Consider the following 22,280-nt stretch of genomic DNA (forward strand, 5'->3'; position numbering starts at 1 on the left):
ACCAGAGTATATGATTCCTAGTGCCTTTGTCATTTTGGAATCCCTACCCTTAACACCTAATGGTAAGACTGATTACCGTGCTTTACCGGCTCCCGAATTCCAAAGCCAAGAGCAGTATATTGCGCCGCGTAACCCAATTGAGGAGATATTATCCTCGATTTGGGCAAAAGTGCTAAAAGTTGCACAGGTGGGGATTCACGACAACTTCTTTGAGTTGGGTGGACATTCATTATTAGCAACGCAACTAATTTCGCGCATCCGTGAGGCTTTTCAGGTAGAAATGCCCTTACGGGAGTTATTTGTTGCACCGACAATCGCCGAATTAGCACAGGGAATAAAACGGATTTCCGAAGGAGAACAACTAACTGAACTGCCGATTTTACCCAGGGACAAAACAGCAGAATTACCCCTATCTTTTGCTCAGACTCGTCTCTGGTTTTTGGCTGAATTTGAGTCGAATAGTTCTTTTTATAATATCCCCCTAGCCTTGCGTTTAGAAGGAACTTTAAACTCAGAAATCTTAATCCAGAGTTTAGAAGAAATTTGCGATCGCCACGAAGCTTTACGCACCAACTTTATTACCGTTGATGGTATCCCTACCCAAGTTATACAAGCACGAACCTGGACAGTTACGGTTGTTGATTTACAGCATTTATCTGGTAGTGAACAAGCAATTGCCTCCCAAGAGTTAGCACAAAATCAAGCGATTCAACCCTTTGACTTAGCCGGTGAACCCTTAATCAGAATCACTTTAGTGGTGTTATCTGAAACGGAACACCTCTTATTAGTCTGTATGCACCACATTGTCAGTGATGGCTGGTCAATGGGGGTATTTCTTCAGGAACTAACCGCCCTCTATAATGCCTATATTCAGGGTTTATCTTCGCCTCTAAATCCCCTATCTATCCAGTATGGAGATTTTACCCTTTGGCAAAGACAATGGCTGCAGGGAGAGGTATTGCAACAGCAACTAGACTACTGGCAAAAACAGTTAGCCGGCGCACCGGCCCTCCTATCTTTACCAACAGATAGACCTCGACCCAATCAACAAAGTTTTGCTGGGGGACATTTACCCTTTAGCCTTTCTTGGGAATTAACCGAAAAACTGACCCAATTAACCCAGGAACAGGGTGTCACCTTATTTATGACCCTGTTAACCGCTTATGCTGTCTTACTTTACCGTTATACAGAACAGGAAGACATCTTAATTGGTACTCCCATTGCTAACCGTAATCGCAGTGAAATTGAAGGTTTAATCGGCTTTTTTGTCAATACTTTGGTCTTGCGAATTGACTTGTCAGGTAAGCCCAATTTTAATCAGTTATTGGGTCGAGTACGGGAGATGGCAATGGATGCCTATGCTCATCAGGATTTGCCCTTTGAAATGTTAGTAGAAGTCCTACAACCTGAACGAGATTTAAGTCACGCGCCTTTATTTCAAGTGGATTTTCTGCTGCAAAATAGTCCCCCGTCTCCCTTAGAACTAACAGGATTAACCGCCACTCCCCTCACCACAGAAAATGACACCGCCAAATTTGATCTAACCCTGGCGATGGAGAATACCGGTGCAGAATTAAAAGGGGTATGGGAATATAATACCGATTTATTTGATCGCAGCACCATTGAGCGATTAACAGGAAATTTCATCACCCTACTAGAAGCATTGGTTGTTAACCCGCAGCAGCCAATTTTCCAACTACCATTATTAACCGAAGTAGAGGCAAAAGAATTATTAAAAGACTGGAATGCTACCGAAAAAGCATATCCTTTCCATCAGTGCGTTCATCATTTATTTGAAGAACAAGCAGCACGAACCCCAGATGCAGTAGCAGTGGTCTTTGAAGGTCAAGAATTAACCTATCAACAATTAAATATTCAGGCGAATCAATTAGCCCATTATTTACAATCTTTGGGGGTAAATTCAGAAGTTTTAGTTGGTATTTATCTAGAGCGGTCGCTGTTAGTTATTGTCGGATTATTAGCAGTTCTCAAAGCTGGAGGAGCCTATATACCTTTAGATCCAGATTATCCCCAGCAACGGTTGACTTATATGGCAGAAGATGCCCAAATTTCTCTACTGCTAACTCAAGAAAGTTTACTCGATTCTTTACCAGCAGAAGATGTGGGGGTAATTGTCTTAGATAAATTAGCCGAGATTTTGACGGTTCAAAGTCCAGAAAATCCCCTCAGTGAAGTAGCCCCAGAAAATTTACTATGCCTATTATATACATCTGGTTCAACCGGTAAACCTAAAGGAGTGATGTTAACTCACGCGGCCTTAGTTAATCATAGTTGGGGCATTAGTGAAGTATTCGGTTTAACAGAATCTGATCGCGTTTTACAGTTTGCTTCCTTTGGCTTTGATGTCGCTGCCGAAGAAATTTTTCCCACTTGGTTAAAAGGTGGCACAGTGGTCTTAAGACCAGGGCAAATGTTCCCAACTTTGACTGATTTCGCCGATTTTATCGAACAAGAAAGCCTCACCGTTTTAAATATTACCCCCGCCTATTGGCATGAATGGGCGCTCGCCGTTTCCCAATCATTAGCTACTGTACCATCCAGTCTGCGGGTCGTCGCCGTGGGAGGGGATGCAGTGTTACCAGAAACCGTCAATATTTGGCGACAAATGGTCGGAAAACGGGTTCAATGTATTAATGTATATGGCCCCACAGAAGCGTCTGTAACCGCCATAGTTCATGATTTGCTAGATTATCAGTCAGAAAAAATCAATTCAGTGCTGATTGGTCGTCCCATTGCTAATACCAAAGCATATATCTTGGATCAAAATCTGCAACCTGTACCCATTGGAGTTAAGGGAGAATTGCATTTATGCGGTGTTCGTTTAGCGCGGGGTTATCTGAATCGTCCCGAATTAACTGCTGAAAAATTTATTGACAATCCCTTTGCTCATTCACCGTTCAATCGTTTGTATAAAACGGGAGATTTAGCGCGTTATTTACCCGATGGTAATATTGAATGTTTTGGCCGGATTGACAATCAGGTTAAAATTCGCGGATTCCGTATTGAGTTAGGAGAAATTGAAGCGGTACTTAACCAAAATATTGATGTACAAACATCTTGTGTGATTATTCGGGAAGATACTCCGGGGGATAAATATTTAGTCGCCTACATAGTAGCTCATTATGAACGGATACCGATGATTAGTGAACTGCGTCAGTTTCTGTCCAGTAAATTGCCTCTGTATATGGTTCCTCAAGCTTTTGTTTTTCTGGAATCTTTACCCCTTACTACTAATCGTAAGGTAGATCGTCGCGCTTTACCCGCACCAGATAAAATAGGAAATCGCCGGGATCAATATGTAGCACCACGCAATGGAATTGAAGAGATGTTGGTGCAAATTTGGACAGAAATACTCAAAATAGAGCAAGTGGGAATTTATGATAATTTCTTTGAAATTGGCGGCCATTCTCTCCTCGCAACTCAATTAGTTTCTCGGATTCGGAGTTTATTTAAAATAGAACTACCTTTGCGGAGTTTATTTGGTGCAGCTACGGTAGCCGAATTAGCGCATCTTATTGGACAATTACAGCAGCAAAATCTCACTCTAACAGTACCCCCGATTTTACCGAGAACTAAGGATACAGAACTACCTCTATCTTTTGCTCAACAGCGTTTATGGTTTTTAGATCAATTGCAACCAAATAGCGCTTTATACAATATACCGATGGTGTTGTATTTCCGAGGCAACCTCAATCAAAAGGCCTTAGAACAAAGTTTACGAGAAATCTGTAATCGCCATGAAGTATTACGGACTAATTTTGTCACGATTGATGGACAACCGACTCAGATTATTCAAACAACAAGGGAGACAATATCGGTCGTTGATTTACAAGATTTACCCATCCATGAACAAGAAGAAAAAACAGAGCAATTAAAGCAAAAACAAGCCACTCAAACCTTTGATTTAGCCAAAGAATCTTTAATCAGAATCACTTTAGTGGTGCTATCGGAGACGGAACATCTCTTATTAGTGTGTATGCACCACATTATTAGTGATGGTTGGTCAATCGAAGTATTTATTCACGAACTGACCAGCTTATATAATGCTTACACTCAAAATCATCCCGCAAATTTAGCTCCTTTACCGATTCAGTATGCAGATTTTGCAGTTTGGCAAAAACAATGGTTACAAGGGGATGTCCTGCAAACTCAATTAAATTACTGGCAAAATCAACTAACAGCTGCACCCCCTTTATTATCGCTTCCCACAGACCACCCTCGACCTGCGGTGCAAAGCTTTGTCGGTACTCAGCAAGAATTTTCCCTTTCCCCCAAACTTAGCCAAGCTTTGAATGAATTGAGTCGCCAACAAGGGGTGACATTATTTATGACGCTGTTGGCTGCTTTTGATGCTTTATTGTATCGTTATACAGGGTCAAGTGATATTTTGGTAGGAACTCCCATTGCTAACCGTAATCGCGGCGAAATTGAGGGTTTAATCGGCTTCTTTGTTAATACTTTAGTGATGCGGACGGATGTATCAGATAATCCGAGTTTTAGTCAGTTATTAACCCGTGTTCGGGAAGTGACAATGGATGCTTACGCGCATCAAGACTTACCCTTTGAAATGTTAGTCGAAGCGTTGCAACCGGAACGGGATTTGAGCCATACTCCCCTATTTCAAGTCGCTTTTGTCCTGCAAAATACACCTAAGTCTGAGATTGCAATGACGGGATTAACGGTGACAGATTTGCCTCCAGAAAATACCACAGCTAAGTTTGATTTAACCTTAGCTATGGTTAACACCGATGATGGCTTAAAAGGTGTCTGGGAATATAATACTGATTTGTTTGAAAGTAGCACTATTGAGCGATTATCAGGGCATTTTCTCAACTTATTAGGGGGAATTGCGGCCAATCCTCAAGCGCGGATTTCCCAATTACCCTTACTGACAGAAAGCGAGACTAATCAGTTATTAATTGAGTGGAACAATACTCAAGTTGACTATCCTGAGTATAAGTGTATTCATCAGTTATTTGAGGAACAGGTAAAACGCACACCCGACGCGGTAGCGGTGGTCTGTTCCCAGCAACAATTAACCTACAATGAGTTAAATTGTCGTGCTAATCAACTAGCCCATTATTTGCGGAAATTAGGAGTAAAACCAGATGAATTAGTGGGGATTTGTCTAGAACGTTCCTTAGACATGATTGTGGGATTATTGGGGATATTAAAAGCGGGTGGTGCATATCTACCTCTCGACCCAGATTATCCCAGTGAACGGCTACAATTTGCCATCGCTGATGCTCAACTGTCATTATTGCTAACTCAAGAGGGATTAATCGATAAACTACCCGAACATCAAGCGCCGCTAATCTTGTTAGACAGATTCACAGAAGAAATTAACCAAAACAGCCAAGATAATCTCACAGGAGTAGTAACAGCCAATAATTTAGCTAATCTAATTTATACCTCTGGTTCTACCGGAAAACCTAAAGGGGTAATGGTGGAACATCGGGGACTATTTAACCTAGCTCAAGCGCAAATTAAAACCTTTAACTTACAGTCAAACTCTCGCCTTCTCCAGTTTGCTTCCCTCAATTTTGATGCTTCCATTTGGGAAATTATCATGGCAATAGGAGCAGGTGCAACCCTTTATTTAGACACAAAAGACGCTTTAATGCCTGGGTTGCCATTAATGGGGCGATTAAAAGATTATGGTATTACTCATATTACTTTACCACCCTCAGCCTTAGCGGCTTTGCCCCTAGAAGAAATCCCAGAGTTACAAACAATTATTGTGGCAGGAGAAGCTTGTTCAGAAGAATTGATCAAACAATGGGCTAGAGGGAGAAATTTCTTTAATGCTTATGGACCGACAGAAACCAGCGTTTGTGCCACGGTAGAAAAATGGGCAGATGAAACCCTGAAAGTAACTATTGGTCGTCCCATTGCTAACACCCAAATTTATATCTTAGACTCCCATTTACAACCTGTCCCGATTGGTGTTCCGGGAGAATTACATATTGGTGGTATGGGATTAGCGCGGGGTTATCTCAATCGTCCCGAATTAACCCAAGAAAAATTTATTCCTAATCCTTTTGAGAAGGATGAAGTGATCCCCCCAACCCCCCTTAATAAGGGGGGAAATGAGCCGTCAAAATTATATAAAACGGGAGACTTAGCCCGTTATTTACCCGATGGTAATATTGAGTATTTAGGACGGATTGACAATCAAGTAAAACTTCGCGGCTTCCGTATTGAATTAGGAGAAATTGAGGCCTTACTCAACCAAAATGAGGCGGTACAGTCTTCTTGTGTGATTGTTCGTGAAGATAATCTAGGGGATAAACGCTTAGTTGCTTACGTTGTACCGCAACCCGAAATCAACCTGACAATTAACGAAATACGGCAATTTTTGCGAGCAAAATTACCTGATTATATGGTTCCAACTGCGTTTGTCCTTCTTGATACTTTCCCCTTAACTCCCAATGGCAAAATAGACCGCCGTGCTTTACCTGTTCCCGATTTACAGAGCCAAGGTGAATATATAGCTCCCCGTAACCCCATTGAAGAAAAAATGGCGCAGATTTGGGGTGAGGTACTGAAATTAAAACGAGTCAGTATTGAGGATAATTTCTTTGAATTAGGTGGACATTCTCTGTTGGCGACTCAAGTTATTTCTCGATTACAGGAAACCTTTGAGATTGTTTTACCCTTGCGTTATCTGTTTGAATCTCCAACCATTGCTCAGTTAAGTGCGGTAATTTTAAAAGAACTGCAAACAGGTTTAGGGTTAAAGCTACCATCAATTGTACCCGTTAATCGAGAGGATGATATTCCCCTATCCTGGGCCCAGGAACGTCTCTGGTTTGTGAATCAATTAGAAGGAGAAAGTGGGGCTTATACTATTGATTTAACGATGCGTTTGCAGGGAAATCTCAATGTTAAAGCCTTAGAAAAAGCTTTCCAGGCAATTATTCAACGCCATGAACCCCTACGGACTCAATTTAAACTCAAAGATAACCAACCAATACAAGCGATTGATCCTAATGTAACCTTCACCTTACCAGTTGTCAATCTGCAAAACCTCAGTCATTCTGAGCAACAGGTAAAAAACCTGTTATTAGCAGCAGCATCCGAACCTTTTGATCTCGAATCAGGGTCAGTATTACGAGTCAAATTATGGCAAGTCAAGACAGAGGAATATGTACTATTATTAGCTATTCATCATATTGCGGCTGATGGTTGGTCAATAGGTGTTTTAATCGATGAATTATCGGTCTATTATCGAAGTTTCTGCACCGGGACAAAAGCAGATTTACCTACTTTATCGATACAGTATGCTGACTTTGCCCTGTGGCAGCGTCAATGGTTAACTAATGAAGTATTAGACCGTCAATTAAGCTACTGGAAGCAACAATTAACCGGGGTTCCCCTACTACACCAACTTCCCACAGACCGTCCCCGGCCAGCAATCCAAAGTTTTCGCGGAGGGACGGAGCGACTGCAACTAGATAGTCAACTAACGCAACAACTGAAAAAACTCAGTCAAGAGTCCGGTAGCACTCTCTTTATGACATTACTAGCGGGTTTTGCTGTGTTACTATCTCGTTATAGTCAACAAACAGATGTGGTAATTGGTTCACCAATTGCTAACCGTAATCGCACCGAAATTGAAGGGTTAATTGGCTTTTTTGTCAATAGTTTAGTGTTAAGATTTGATTTATCTCAAGACCCGACCTTTGAGGATTTTCTCGCGCAGGTCAGACAAACTACTCAAGACGCTTACGACCATCAAGATTTACCCTTCGAGATGTTAGTCGAAAAATTACAAATTGAGCGTCATTTAGATCGTAATCCTTTAACACAGATAGTTTTTGCCCTTCAGAATGCTCCTAGTTCTCCCTGGGATTTACCCGGAGTAAACATTGAGGAGATACCATCAGGACTTGATTCAGTTAGGGTTGACCTAGAACTTTACCTCTGGGATGCAGCCGAAGGATTGGGCGGTTTTTGCTCTTATAACAGGGATTTATTTGATGCTGAAACCATTGTCCGTATGATGACTCATTTTAAGACTTTGTTAGCGGCAATTGTAGAAAATCCCCGTCAATCATTAGCTTCACTACCCTTATTAAACCCAGAGGAAGAGTATCAACTATTAGAGGGTTGGAATGAGACAAAAGCTGATTACTCCTATAACAAGTGTATTCATCAATTAATCGAGGAACAAGCAGCGCGTACCCCTGATGCAGTAGCAGTAGTCTTTGAAAATCAACAGTTGACCTATGCAGAATTAAATAGTCGGGCCAATCAACTAGCTCACTATTTACGCTCTTTAGGTGTAGAAACCGAGGTAATAGTCGGTTTATGTGTAGAGCGCTCTTTAGACATGATTGTGGCATTAATAGGCATCCTTAAAGCCGGTGCTGCCTATCTACCCCTTGACCCAGAATATCCTCAAGAACGCTTACAATTTATGTTAGAGGATAGTCAAGTACCCTTATTACTAACCCAAAGTTCACTGATTGATAAACTCCCAAATCATCAAGCTAAAACTGTATTTTTAGCTGAAATTTGGCAAGAAATTAAACCAATGAACTGGGATAATTTGACGGGGAAGGTAACAGCTTCTAATTTAGCTAATGTGATTTATACTTCTGGTTCTACGGGTAAACCTAAAGGGGTGATGGTTGAACATCAAGGGTTGTCTAACCTTGCTCTGGCGCAAATTCAGACTTTTGCTGTGTCTTCTCAGAGTCGAGTGCTTCAATTTGCTTCTTTTAGTTTTGATGCCTGTATTTCAGAAGTTTTAATGGCTTTGGGAGCAGGAGCGACACTTTATTTGGCAAGTAAAGAAAATTTAATGCCCGGTTTACCCTTAATCAAGCAATTACGGGATAATAAGATTACTCATATTACTCTACCGCCATCAGCTTTAGCGGTTCTGTCTTGGGAAAATCTTTCCTCTCTGCAAACTATTATTGTCGCCGGGGAAGCTTGTTCTCCTGAATTGGTGAAAAAATGGTCCCAGGGACGAAATTTCTTTAATGGTTATGGACCCACAGAAGGAAGTGTTTGTGCAACGGTAGCTAAATGTACGCCGGTTGATGAAAAAATAACTATTGGTCGGCCAATTCCTCATGTGCAGGTTTATATTTTAGACTCGCATTTACAACCGGTTCCTATCGGTGTACCCGGGGAATTACATATCGGAGGAGCAGGAGTAGCCAGAGGTTATTTGAATCGCCCAGAATTGACCGCCGAGAAGTTTATCTCTAACCCGTTTGTCTCCCTTGATCCCCCCCTAACCCCCCTTGATAAGGGGGGAGAGCGGCCGTCAAAATTATACAAAACGGGAGATTTAGCTCGTTATTTACCTGATGGAAAAATTGAATATCTGGGACGAATTGACAATCAGGTTAAAGTAAGGGGTTTCCGCCTTGAATTAGGGGAAATTGAAGCAGTTTTGAGCCAACATCCCCTAGTACAAGAAGCGGTTGTGATGGCTCGCGCTGATCAGGCAAGTGATCATGATCAAGACCAGCTTAATACTAATTTGGTAGCCTACTTAGTTCCGGCTCTCAAGGGTCAAGTATTGCCCGAACAGCTTGCTCAATGGCAGAGTGAATATGTTAGTGATTGGCAAAAGATTTACGAAGAATCCTACAGTAAACCCCAACCTCAAATTGAAGACCCCACTTTTAATATTAGTGGTTGGAATAGTAGTTATACGGGACAAGCTATTCCCGCAGCAGAAATGCAGGAATGGGTTGATCAGACAGTGAGCCGAATTTTAGGAAATCAACCACCACAACGAGTGTTAGAAATTGGTTGCGGAAGTGGATTATTGCTATTCCGTGTGGCGAAACATTGTCAGGAATATTGGGGAGCCGATTATTCCGCTGCTACTATTAATAACCTAGAACATTTATGTGGCACAATTGAGGGTTTAGAGGGCAAAGTAAGATTATTACACCGAACAGCAGATGATTTTACCGGCATTCCCCAAGCTACTTTCGATCGAGTAGTAATTAACTCTGTTGTTCAGTATTTCCCTAGTGTGGATTATCTATTACAAGTTATCGCAGGAGCAGTCAAGGCGATTGCGGATCGGGGTAAGATTTTCTTAGGTGATATCCGTAGTTTGTCCTTACTAGAGCCTTACCATGCGGCGGTACAGTTAGCTCGTGCCGAAGCTAATAAAACCCTTGAACAATGGCAAAAACAGGTGAATCAAAGTGTAGCCACTGAAGAAGAATTGTTAATTGAACCTCAGTTCTTTATCGCGCTTAAACAACGCTTTCCGCGAATTTCTTGGGTAGAGATTGCACCGAAACGGGGTCAGGCGGACAATGAGTTAACTCAATTCCGCTATGATGTTACTTTACATCTGGATACTAATGGGCAAAAAACGACAATTCCTTGGCTAAATTGGCAGCGGGATCGGTTTTCTTTAGGGCAACTGCAAGATAAATTGAAACTGGAACAACCAGAATATTTAGGCATCAGGGATGTACCCAATCAACGAGTACAAAAGGCACTACAAATTTTAGACTGTTTAGAAAATCCTCCTGGGGTAACAACGGTGGGAGAATTGCGGCAATTGTTAGCAAAAAATACCGGAATAGGGATTAATCCTGAGCAAATGTGGCAACTGGGAGAACAGTTAGATTACACTGTTCATCTCAGTTGGTGGGAAGGTAGTCAAGATGGTTCTTTCGATGTGGTTTTCTGTCGCCAGAATGCCATCTTAGAACCGATAATAAGTAAAGTTGATGAACAACCATACCCCAATTTTTGGGATGATGAGACGATTATTCCCAAATCCTGGACTGATTATACGAATAATCCTCTATATGGTAAATTAGTCCAGAAGCTGATACCACAGGTGCGGGAATTTGTCCAACAAAAGCTACCTAGTTATATGGTTCCCCAGGCTTTTGTTTTGCTTAATACCCTACCTTTGACTCCTAATGGTAAAGTGGATCGGCTGGCTTTGCCTACACCCGATACAGCTACACGCAATTTAGCTACGGGATTTCTCGCACCTCGTACCCCGATTGAAACTCAAATGTCTCAAATTTGGAGTGAAGTTTTGGGAGTCGAACGTATTGGAATTAAGGATAATTTCTTTGAATTGGGAGGACATTCTTTGTTAGCAACTCAGGTTATTTCCCGTTCCCGCGATCTTTTCTCGGTGGAATTGTCTTTACAAAATCTGCTGGAATACCCAACTATCGCTAATTTAGCCCAAATTATTGAAGTTCTTACCGTTGCACCGGGAGAAACAGCTATGACTGAAACCTTAGAAGATTATGAGGATGGTGAATTATAAAAACAGTTAAAGTTTTAGCTGATATCAATAGTTTAGCAAGACAGTTAAAACGGCAAAGGACAAATATTGATCCTAGTCAATGGCAATCTGATGTACTTTTACATCCTCAGGGCAAACTTCGTGATTTAGAGCTAATTTAACAACAACTTTGGAGGCAATTGGTAAGTGAAAGTAGGAGATTTTTTAGCGTATTTGAAGGGTTTAGACATTAAACTATGGCTGGAAGGCGAAAAACTTCGTTTTCAGGCTCCCAAAGGGGTTATGACCCCAGAAATTAAAGAAGAAATCGCCGCCAAAAAACCTGAAATTTTGGACTTTTTAAGAGCGGCAAAAATCCCAACTAATACTGTTGATTTAGAGATTATTCCCGTGTCACGGGATCAGGATTTACCCCTCTCTTTTGCTCAACAACGACTCTGGTTTCTGCAGCAACTTTCTCCCGATAGTCATTCCTATAATCTGTTGGAAGCTTTGCGGTTAGAAGGCTCCCTCAATCTGTTGGCTTTAGAACGAAGTCTCAGTGAACTGATTCGCCGTCACGAAATTTTAAGAACCACTTTTACCATGGTAGAAGGGCAACCAATTCAGCGCATTGCTCCCCCTTCACCCGTCAGTTTACCCCTGGAAGATTTACAAGGTTTATCAAAGAATGAACAAACAGAACATCTGCAAGAAATAGCGATTGCTCTCTCCTTAAAACCCTTTAATCTAGCCAAGGAATCATTAGTCCAATTTAAGTTACTTAAACTGGGTTCTCAAGAGTATGTATTGCTGTTGAAGATGCACCATATTATTTACGATGGTTGGTCTTTGAGCATCTTCTTTGATGAATTATCTCAACTTTATGCGGCCTTTGTCCAGGGTTTGCCTTCCCCTCTCGCTAAATTATCGATTCAATACGCCGATTTTGCTGTATGGCAACGTCAATGGCTCACTGGTGAAGTTTTGGAGCGTCAACTTAATTACTGGCAAAAACAGTTACAAGATGCACCTACTATTTTAGAATTGCCGACGGATTATCCCCGTCCTCCAATTCCTAGTTTCCGGGGTGATGGGCAGGTTTTTCGACTGAATCAAGACTTAACGCAACGCCTCAAAAGGTTAAGTCAGGAGTCAGGAGCAACACTATTTATGACTTTACTGGCGGCTTTTTTTGTCCTAATTTCTCGTTATAGTGGTCAATTAGATGTTTTGGTGGGTTCTCCCATCGCTAATCGTAATAGTTCGGCAATTGAGAAATTAATGGGCTTTTTTGCGAATACTTTGGCTTTAAGGGGTGATATGTCGGGAAATCCGAGTTTTCTGGAGTTATTAGAACGAGTAAAGCAAACAACTTTATCAGCTTATGCTCATCAAGATTTGCCTTTTGAAATGTTAGTAGAAAAATTACAATTAAACCGAGATTTAAGTCACAATCCTTTGATACAGGTGATGTTCTCACTGCAAAATACTCCCCAATCTGAGGCCAGTTTATCTGGCTTAAAGATGGAGAGTTTGCCTTTATCTGTTGAGCTTAAAGCGCGATTTGATTTAGAGGTAAATTTTTGGGAAGTTTCTGATCGTTTAGAAGCGGTTTGGTGTTATAGTACGGATTTGTTTGCTGCCCCCACTATTAACCAAATGGGGCAACATTTTCAGAATCTCTTAACTGCGATTGCAGCTAATCCCAATATGGGAATTTTTCAGTTATCGATGTTAAGTGATGAAGAACGTTATCAATTGTTATCATTGTGGAACGAAACTCACACAGATTATCCCTCTGATAAATGTATTCATCAATTATTTGAAGAACAGGTAAAACGCACACCCGATGCGGTAGCAGTGGTATGTTCAGAGCAAAAATTAACCTACAATGAGTTAAATTGTCGTGCTAATCAATTAGCCCATTATTTGCGGAAATTAGGAGTAAAACCAGATGAATTAGTGGGGATTTGTCTAGAACGTTCCTTAGACATGATTGTGGGATTATTGGCTATTCTTAAAGTCGGTGGAGCTTATGTTCCTATTGACCCAGATTATCCCCAAGAACGCATTAGCTTCATGCTCCAAGATACCCAGGTTAAAATAATATTAACCTGCGAATCTTTACATAATTCCCTGCCAAATCATCAGGCTATTGTTATCTGTTTAGATAAAGATTGGCAACAAATTAATCAAGCAAGTCCGGAGAATCTGAACAGCACAGTTTCTGCGGATAATTTAGCCTACGTTATTTATACTTCTGGTTCTACAGGTAAACCTAAAGGTGTTGAGGTTATTCATCGTAGCGTTAACCGTCTTTTGTTTGGCGTAAATTATGCACATCTAGATGCAACACAAAGATTTTTACAAATGGCTCCCATTGCTTTTGACGCTTCTACCTTTGAGATTTGGGGTGCTTTATTACATGGTGCGAGATGTGTGATTTTTACGGAAGATATTCCTACCGCTACAAGTTTAAGAAATGCAATAGACAAACATGGCATTACTATTTTATGGCTAACGGCTGCTTTGTTCAATAAGATTATTGACGATAATTCCCAAGCTTTATCAGGAATTAAACAGCTACTAATTGGTGGAGAAGCACTTTCAGTTGCTCATGTTCATAAAGCACTGGAAACTTTGCCATTGACGCAAATTATTAATGGATATGGACCAACAGAAAGTACAACTTTTACCTGTTGCTATCCTATTCCTAAACAACTAGAGGCAACAATAAAGTCAATTCCCATTGGTTGTCCAATCTCCAACACACAGGTTTACATTTTAGATAACTATCTCCAACCTGTCCCGATTGGTGTAGTAGGAGAATTACATATTGCTGGTGCAGGATTAGCCAAAGGTTATCTTAACCGTCCCGAATTAACCCAAGAAAAATTTATTCCTAATCCTTTTGAGAAGGATGAAGTGATCCCCCCAACCCTCCTTAATAAGGGGGGCAATGAGCCGTCAAAATTATATAAAACGGGAGACTTAGCCCGTTATTTACCCGATGGTAATATTGAATATGTAGGACGGATTGACAATCAAGTAAAAATTCGCGGCTTCCGTATTGAATTGGGAGAAATTGAGGCTGTACTTAGTCAAAATCATGCGGTACAGTCTTCCTGTGTGATTGTTCGTGAAGACAATCCCGGGGAAAAACAGTTAGTTGCCTATATTGTACCTAAGCTAGGAGTAAAGCTAACAAGTGGCGATTTGCGTCAATTTCTTAGCCATAAATTGCCCGGTTATATGGTTCCTGGTGCTTTTGTGATGCTGGAGTTTTTCCCTTTAACAGCTAACGGAAAAATTGATCGCCGTGCGTTAAAAGCTCCTAGTAATACCAGTGATTCAGACAGATTTATTGAAGCGCGTAATCAGTTAGAATTAAACCTCGTGCAAATCTGGTCAAAAGTGCTAAAGATTGACAAAATTAGCGTGCATGATAACTTTTTTGACCTCGGTGGTCATTCCCTTTTAGCTCCTTATTTAATCACCCAAATTAAAGAACAGTTAGGCAAGGAAATTGCCGTAACTACAATATTTCAAAACCCAACTATTGAACAGTTAGCGACCATTATCCAAACCGATGCAGATTCCTCTAACCAGTCTTGTTTGGTTCCCATTCAACCTCATGGTTCAAAGCCTCCTTTCTTCTGTGTTCCAGGCGCCGGGGGACGACCATTTTATTTTTACCATTTAGGACGTTGTTTAGGAAAAGATCAACCTTTCTACAGTTTTGAAAATGATCTCTATCAACAGTTTGGAGAAATCACTCGTATTGAGGATATAGCCAGTATTTATCTTCAAGCCATGCAAGATTTACAACCCCAAGGACCCTACTTTTTGGGAGGACATTCCTACGGTGGTAATGTGGCTTTTGAAATGGCTCAACAGTTGGTTAATCAGGGTCAACAAGTGGCATTACTAGCAATCATTGATTCTTCAGCACCCACTTATAAAGACAAACAAATTTTGCTTGATTATATTAATTGGGATCATGCGCGATGGTTAGCTGAAGTCAGCAAAGGTATCGAAGTTTATTTAGATAAAACCATCGATATTTCCTATGAAACTCTTCAACTCTTAACAGTGGAGGAACAATTAAAATACGCCTTAAACTTTTTTAAACTGGCTAATATGCTTCCTCCCAATGCGGAAACTAGGCAGCTTGAAAAAATTGTCCAAGCCTATAAAACTAGCTGTTTATGTCTGATTGATTATCTCCCTAAACAGATTTATCCTGGTAAAATTACGATTATACGGGCCAGGGAGGAATTAGCTGATGATCCAAATAAAGATTTAATAGCTGGAGATTGCGAGGATTCCTCTTTAGGCTGGAGTGAATTTTCTACAGAGCCAGTTGAGATTCATTTCGTCCTAGGAAATCATGTCTCGATTATGGTGGAACCCCATGTCCAGATTTTAGCCAAAGAGTTAAAAGTTTGCCTTGAGATTTGATACCAAACCCGTTTTTAAGACTATGGTTAACTCCCAATCCAACTTGAAAAACCCAGTTATCAATTGTTTCTCCCCAATCTCATCTATCTTTTAAACAGGATTTAATCTAAGAACTGACGATTTTCTACAAGTTGTGTGAACGGTAAGACTAATGTAAAATGCTGCAAGGCATCTGATTGCTAGACAGCCGATTTGTATTCTTTTGCCTTACCATGGATTTTATATGACTGAAATCCCGACCAACCAATCCAACTTAGTGATTTTAGGAGTCTCATCAATGACGGAAACTACTGAAACGGCCATTCCCAATGATTTTCTCGGAATTAATCCCACAGACATCAACAAAAAACTTGTCTCCTGGGGAATTTCTCTGGATGAAGTTGTTCAAAAACTTGCTTCTCTGGGACTCCCCGGCATTATTTTCATTATTGCTGTTGCCGCATCCGGTGGTACTGCCTATCCGATGATTTACGCACTTTTTGGGTTAGGCGGTCCGCTGGGACTAATTGGTGGACTTGGGGTCTTAGGCCTCTCTACCATTATTGGCGACATTGTGACGGGTTATGGCATTGAGGCACTGCTTAAAACGGTCTATCTCAAACGTCGTGAAACAGAAACTCAAGAATATCTCATCAATGAGGTGGAAGGTTTGCCAATTTCTCAAGTTCTAAAACTTAACCTGAAAAAGGCTATTGAAGTAGAAATTGCTGCCGAAGAACCCATTGCTCCCAAAGAAGTCGAAATTGCTGAAGAGTAGTTGTGACTTGACTAAGCACCTTCTCTCCCCGCTGCCCTCACCGGCAAATTGACTTTTTCAGCAAACCCTAAATACAACAAAAAACCGCCATAAATCTTACTCCTGCTTGACCTATGGCGGTAGTTTATTTCTGTCTGAATTACTGAAAGCAATCTTTAAATTAATTAACTATCTTCCCAGTCAGAAGGCCATTTCCAAGTCCAAACGGGAGCCGGTTCAGAATCGGGGGGGGAATCGGGAGTCGGATCCTCGTCTTGGTCCACAGATAAAAAACGAGCAAAGAAGGGGATTGCTTTACTTTGTTCGCTATTGGGATAATTCATGGTCATTCCTAGTTTTGAGTAGCAGCTTTTTCAAGATAGCTGCGATTACCTTGTGATAGTAACATATATTGCCGTCTTACTCAAGTCAAATACTCACCTTACCCGCACTCCCATCGGTGACACTTATAGCTTTATTCAGGGTCATCAGGTACGCCAATTTTCTTCCCTGTTCTCCGCTCCCCATTCCTAATTCAAAAGCGATAACTTCTGTCCCTCACCAGATATGATAATATAGATTGATGGTTATAGGTTAATTGATAAAAACTTTTTTTACCATTAAATTGGGCTGTTAGTTGAACCTCTAAGGGAAATTTATCGGTATCTAAGGGAAAAGGTGTGGCTCCTTTTTTTTATATCGCCTCAGCCACGCGGTCAATATCTAGTGCCTTAACAAGAGTTTGGCAAGCATTGCTATAACCCACTTCCCACTTCCCGCTCTACTAAGCCCAATCGTGTTAAACTAATGTAGTTTTTGCCGAAACAGTTAAGTGAGTTTAACAATGGATAAAAATGAATGGATTAGTAGATTCGATGATTTAATTTGTAGTCCTTCGATTCGAGAGTTTTATGGTGAAAGAGAGTTTTTTAATGTCGGTTATTGGCTCTCCCATACCCAAGATCAACAGGAAGCATCCTCTACTCTGATGGAGAAACTTTTAGAATTTATTCCCAACAAACAGGGAACAATTCTTGATGTTGGCTGTGGTTTGGGAGCAACTACCCATTATCTTCTCAAATATTACCCATTGACAGCAATTGTGGGGATTAACATTTCTCCGACACAAATTGCCAGAAGTCTCTTGAATTTTCCCGAGGGTAAATTTCTGTTAATGGACGCAGTAGAGATGGATTTTGCTGATCATTCTTTTGAGCAAATTATTTGTGTAGAAGCGGCTTTTTATTTTAATACCAGGCGGCAATTCTTGCAAGAAGCTTGGCGAGTATTAAAGCCGGGGGGAACCTTAATTCTCTCAGATCTGAGTTTTGCCACAACAGAACTTTTAGGGGATTGGACAGTTCCCCAAGCAAACACGGTCAAAGATATTGCCGAGTATCAAAATCTTTATCAACAGGCAGGGTTTAAAGATGTTCAATTTGTCGAGGTGACGGAGGAGTGCTGGTTCAGACATTTTCGCCATCTTAAGTCTTGGTTAACAGAGGAATTGCAATCGGGAAAATTAGACGAAGAAACCTATAATTTAAACATTAATGCTCTGGATAATTTGCTAAGTTCCTCGGCCATAACTTATTGGTTAGTTGCTGCCCAAAAGCCAGTCAATATACTGTAATAGTTGTAAGTTTTTCTTGAATTTTTGGAGACAAAAAAATGTTTGATTCCTTATCGGGTAAAAAAGTCGTTATTATTGGTGCAAGCTCCGGGATTGACCTAGCGATTGCCGAAAAATTGCTCTCCCTGGGGGCAAAAGTGGTGCTTTCCCATGCTTCTCAAGAGAAATTAGCTGCCGCTGTTGCCCTAATTTCCGGGGAGATTGAAGCCAAAACTGTTAATTTTTTAGAAGAAGATTCTGTTAATGCCTTTTTTGCAGAAATTGGCAACTTTGACCATTTAGTAGTCACCTCTCTCGGAGACAGAAATATGCCGCGAGCCTTATTAACCGAAATGACCACAGAAACGGCCCGGGGAGGTATGGAGAAATTCTGGGCAACCTTTTTAGCAGTGCGTGGCTCCCTGAAAACTTTGGCCAAGGACGGTTCTATTACCCTGACATCCAGCGTCACTATGTTCAAATATTCCAAAATGGGCGGAATTTCCGTCATAGCCGCCGCTAATAGTGCCGTAGCCGTATTTGGACGCGCCCTCGCCCTAGAACTCGCTCCTATTCGCGTTAACGTTGTTGCCCCCGGATTAATAGAAGATACAAGCATCTGGACCAGTCAAGGTGATTCGGAACGCTCCGACCTGAGCAAATGGGCGGTTTCTGCTCTACCTGTCGAACATTTAGGGCAACCCGAAGAAGTCGCCCTAGCAGTATTGAGTTTGATTATCAACCCCTATATGACAGGGGTGGTTTTACCCGTGGACGGTGGAGTTACTCTTTAATCCCTAACCGGACTTAAACCCTCAACCCGGGAAAGTGATACTAAATCCTCTTTAAAGGGTATAGGAGGGAGTGGGAAGCGGGTTTTTAAAGTTGCATTAAGGGTTGATCATAGTACATAGGTTCGATTTTGCGATCGCTGTTTTGGGTATCGTACCTATACCCTACTGAATTTTACCTATCAATCCACTTTTCGACTGCAAAAACAAAAATCAGTCTATATCTTGACTGCAAAAACGGTATATTAATTTTATATAGGCTATTGACAAGCCTAAAAGCTTTCTTTAAACTAGATTCAGTGCATAAACAAAAATTCCGATAAGTACCTATTGCAGTAGGACTTCTCGGACGTTTGTATGTACTTAATTGTTTTTGGACATTTTTTCAAGGTTAATTATGACTCAGATCACATCGGCTGTCAATGACGACGGCTACCGTTCCAGTGCTGACCTCGTACACTGTCAAAGACAAGATGAAGCGCAGACTTTAGCTTTCGCTGATTCGGCCACATCAGGAGCGAGAGTTTTTATTTGTCATGTTTACGAACAGGGGGGAAGAACTCATCTAGTTTTTTCTCTACCTTGTAGTCTGCTGATTGAATTGGCAAAATTACAAAGTGCTGAAGCTAAAAAGAATAAGTCTAATGCGGATGAAGTCATGAACAGACCACTTATTCCCCAGCACGTTAACGAGATTGCAAAGTATTTGCTAGAGACAGATCAGTATATTTTGCCCCCATTCATCTTTAACTCGAATACACCGATCAAAGTTTTTACCTATGGTGCAGGTCCAGTCAAATTCGGTTATGCTGTTATGCCAATAGATGTAGAACTTTATGTTACTGATGGTCAACATCGGTTAAAAGCGATCGAAAAAGTTTTACCTGAAAAACCTGACTTGCGTAACGACAGCGTAACTGTGCTGGTGGTTCAAGAAGCAGATATGGATCAAATTCATCAAGATTTTGCCGATTGTGCCAAAAATAAACCCATCCCTCCTGCTTTATTGGCTGCTTTCGACGTTACCGATCCTCTTGCTAAGTTGACTCGGACAATTACTAAAGATTTAGTCATTTTCAATGGACGGATTGATAAAATCTCTCGTACTATCGGAAAAGACACCAAATATATGTTTACTATGAGTCAGTTAAGAATCGGTGTCGCTGAATTTCTTTTTGGTTCATCTCGAAAACCAGTTATAGAATCTCATTTTCGTCAAAGTAAGAGTGAATTTTTGCTGATGTTAGAGAGACTGAAGATTTTTTACACAGAATTCGCCAAAAATAACGATACTTGGCGACTTTTGCTACAACCTGCATCTCAAACGGTCAATCTCAACTTATACGATCTCAGACAACAGCGCGTGGACTTTAATACGGTTGGGTTTCAGGTACTCAGTCGCATTGGACATTTCATCTTTTTTGGCCAAGAATTCACTGATTTACAGCGAGAAGCTCTAATTAAAGCACTTGCGGGTTTGGATTATACCCGTGACTCAGCTTTATGGCTAAATAGTATCGTGATTGATGATGCTGGTGCTAAAAAGATAGTTACACAGACAACAGCAGTCGATAAAGCGTTTAAAATCGCCAGAGATGCTGTAAAAGAGAAAACTGGGATAGTTTTAATCTAGTTTCGAGTAGATTTAGAGGAATTCAGTCTTATATACCTTCTGAAATCACAAACAGAGATTGAGCAGTTTTGCTTTATCTCTCTTTTCCTGTGCCTATTGATAGGTTTTACTAATTAGACATAGAGTATAGAGAGGAGAACTTTAAAAGTATATATGTAATGACCGCAATCCAAACCTCTCTACTACCGAATCGTACTATTGATGAGTTCGTAGAAGATATTAAACTACTGACTCAAGAAGTACAAAAGCTCTACTGTTTAGATGAGATTCCTTGGATTATTGGTGTTTCTTGGGGAAAAGATAGTTCAGCAGTTTTACAGTTAATCTGGAATGCGATCGCTGCTTTACCATTAGAGAAGCGACAAAAAACTATTCATGTGATCACCACCGACACAATGGTTGAAAATCCCATTGTCTCTGCATGGGTTAGAAAGTCAATGGAAAAGCTGGAAAAAGCTTCAGAAGCTCACAGAATGCCATTTAAATCACATTTACTCTATCCTGCTGTGGAAGATCGCTTTTGGAGTGGATTAATAGGTAAGGGTTATCCTGCTCCCCGTTTGAAATTTCGTTGGTGTACTGGAAGACTGAAAATTAACGCTTCTAATAACTTTATTCGTGAAGTCATCAGAAATTGTGGGGAAACAATATTAGTTTTGGGAATCCGCAAAACAGAAAGCTCTCGTCGTGCTAAGGTGATGGAAAAATTAGAAGCTAAAAGACTTCGTGAGCGTTTGAGTCCTAATGCAAATATGCCCAATTCTCTCGTTTATAGTCCCATAGAAGATTGGCGTACTGATGAAGTATGGATGTACCTAATGCAGTGGGAAAATCCCTGGGGAGGAGATAACAAAGAATTATTAGCAATGTATCGAGGAGCGACTGCGGATAATGAATGTCCCTTAGTGGTAGATACTTCCACTCCTAGCTGTGGAAGTTCCCGTTTTGGTTGTTGGGTTTGTACTTTGGTAGATAAAGATACATCTCTGAGTATGATGGTTCAGAATGACCAAGAAAAAGAATGGTTACAACCGCTCGTAGAACTTAGAAATGAATTAGACCTTTTGGATGATAGAGAGAGACGTGATTTCCGTCGTCTTGTTGGGAAAGTACAATTATTTGAAAGAAACTTAAATGGAGAAATATCGATCGAACCCATACCGGGACCCTATACTAAACAATGGCGAGAATATTGGCTGAGAAGGGTATTAGAAGCTCAGGAGAGCGTGCGTACTAATGCCCCAGAGGAGATGAAAGATATTACCCTAATTACCACGGAGGAACTCAGCGAAATTCGCCGGATTTGGAGGGAAGAAAAGCACGAATTTGATGACCAATTACCGAAGATTTATAAACAAGTGACTGGAGAAACTTTTCAAGACCCGCGACCGGGAGCGGATAATAATCTTTTGGGGAGTGAAGAATGGGATATCCTCGCGGATATCTGTGCCGAGGATTCCATGCACCTAGAATTATTGGCTAAACTTATCGATACAGAACGTCAATATTTTCTCAAAATCTCTCGCAAGGGTATTTACAAAGACCTAGAAAAATGCTTTGAGTCTAGTTCTCGTAGTAAAGAGGAAGCGATCGAAAATGCTCGTTATGTCTATGATCTAAAGAATGCCGCTCAAAGTGGCAATATTGCTCAGGTGAAAGAACAACTCAAGGAGAGTTTTAGTGAACCGGAAAAAGACCCGCAAAAACAGTTAACTTGGGCCAGTATGAAATTCCCTACAACCGATGAGGAGGAAGAATAACGGGTTTATGTAGGGTTTGCTGAA

9 protein-coding genes and 1 pseudogene are annotated in these 22,280 nt (G+C 40.9%); 8 read left to right on the forward strand and 2 right to left on the reverse strand.

Annotated features, from left to right (window positions below; translation table 11 throughout):
- From O9290_RS19095 to O9290_RS19105, 3 genes are all read left to right on the forward strand, one after another.
- Nucleotides 1-11,302 (forward strand): non-ribosomal peptide synthetase (locus O9290_RS19095; protein WP_288087382.1); only part of this gene is annotated, 11,302 nt, incomplete at its 5' end.
- A 165-nt stretch (nt 11,303-11,467) separates the two neighbouring features.
- Nucleotides 11,468-15,724, forward strand: coding sequence for a non-ribosomal peptide synthetase (locus O9290_RS19100; protein WP_288059009.1), 4,257 nt, complete (start codon nt 11,468-11,470; stop codon nt 15,722-15,724).
- A gap of 277 nt (nt 15,725-16,001) precedes the next feature.
- Nucleotides 16,002-16,481 (forward strand): hypothetical protein, encoded by a 480-nt coding sequence (locus O9290_RS19105; RefSeq protein ID WP_288032847.1) that lies wholly within the window; start codon nt 16,002-16,004, stop codon nt 16,479-16,481.
- Nucleotides 16,482-16,645: 164 nt separating this feature from the next.
- Here the strand turns inward: O9290_RS19105 and O9290_RS19110 are convergent, their stop codons facing one another.
- On the reverse strand, nt 16,646-16,804 hold the full coding sequence (locus O9290_RS19110; RefSeq protein ID WP_125731137.1) for a microviridin/marinostatin family tricyclic proteinase inhibitor: 159 nt from the start codon (nt 16,802-16,804) through the stop codon (nt 16,646-16,648).
- A gap of 52 nt (nt 16,805-16,856) precedes the next feature.
- Here O9290_RS19110 and O9290_RS19115 point away from each other — a divergent pair, with 52 nt between their 5' ends.
- Nucleotides 16,857-16,994, forward strand: coding sequence for a hypothetical protein (locus O9290_RS19115; RefSeq protein ID WP_288087384.1), 138 nt, complete (start codon nt 16,857-16,859; stop codon nt 16,992-16,994).
- Between the two features lie 22 nt (nt 16,995-17,016).
- Here O9290_RS19115 and O9290_RS28270 read toward each other — a convergent pair.
- Nucleotides 17,017-17,226: pseudogene (locus O9290_RS28270) on the reverse strand (MvdC/MvdD family ATP grasp protein); the annotation flags it as partial.
- 78 nt (nt 17,227-17,304) lie between these two features.
- Between O9290_RS28270 and O9290_RS19120 the strand changes: the two are divergent.
- The 4 genes from O9290_RS19120 to dndC all read left to right on the forward strand — a co-directional run bounded on the left by O9290_RS19120 (nt 17,305) and on the right by dndC (nt 22,256).
- Nucleotides 17,305-18,093: a class I SAM-dependent methyltransferase gene (locus O9290_RS19120; protein ID WP_288059007.1), complete on the forward strand. Its 789-nt coding sequence runs from the start codon at nt 17,305-17,307 to the stop codon at nt 18,091-18,093.
- A 38-nt stretch (nt 18,094-18,131) separates the two neighbouring features.
- Entirely contained in the window at nt 18,132-18,866 is a 735-nt protein-coding gene (locus O9290_RS19125; RefSeq protein ID WP_079206637.1) for an SDR family oxidoreductase, read from the forward strand.
- Nucleotides 18,867-19,260: 394 nt separating this feature from the next.
- Nucleotides 19,261-20,496, forward strand: a complete 1,236-nt coding sequence (locus O9290_RS19130; protein WP_002761759.1) for a DNA sulfur modification protein DndB — start codon at nt 19,261-19,263, stop codon at nt 20,494-20,496.
- Between the two features lie 158 nt (nt 20,497-20,654).
- Nucleotides 20,655-22,256, forward strand: a complete 1,602-nt coding sequence (gene dndC, locus O9290_RS19135; protein WP_288058999.1) for a DNA phosphorothioation system sulfurtransferase DndC — start codon at nt 20,655-20,657, stop codon at nt 22,254-22,256.
- The last annotated feature ends 24 nt before the right edge of the window (nt 22,257-22,280 follow it).

Source organism: Microcystis sp. LE19-41.2A (assembly GCF_027530405.1).
Classification (GTDB): domain Bacteria; phylum Cyanobacteriota; class Cyanobacteriia; order Cyanobacteriales; family Microcystaceae; genus Microcystis; species Microcystis aeruginosa.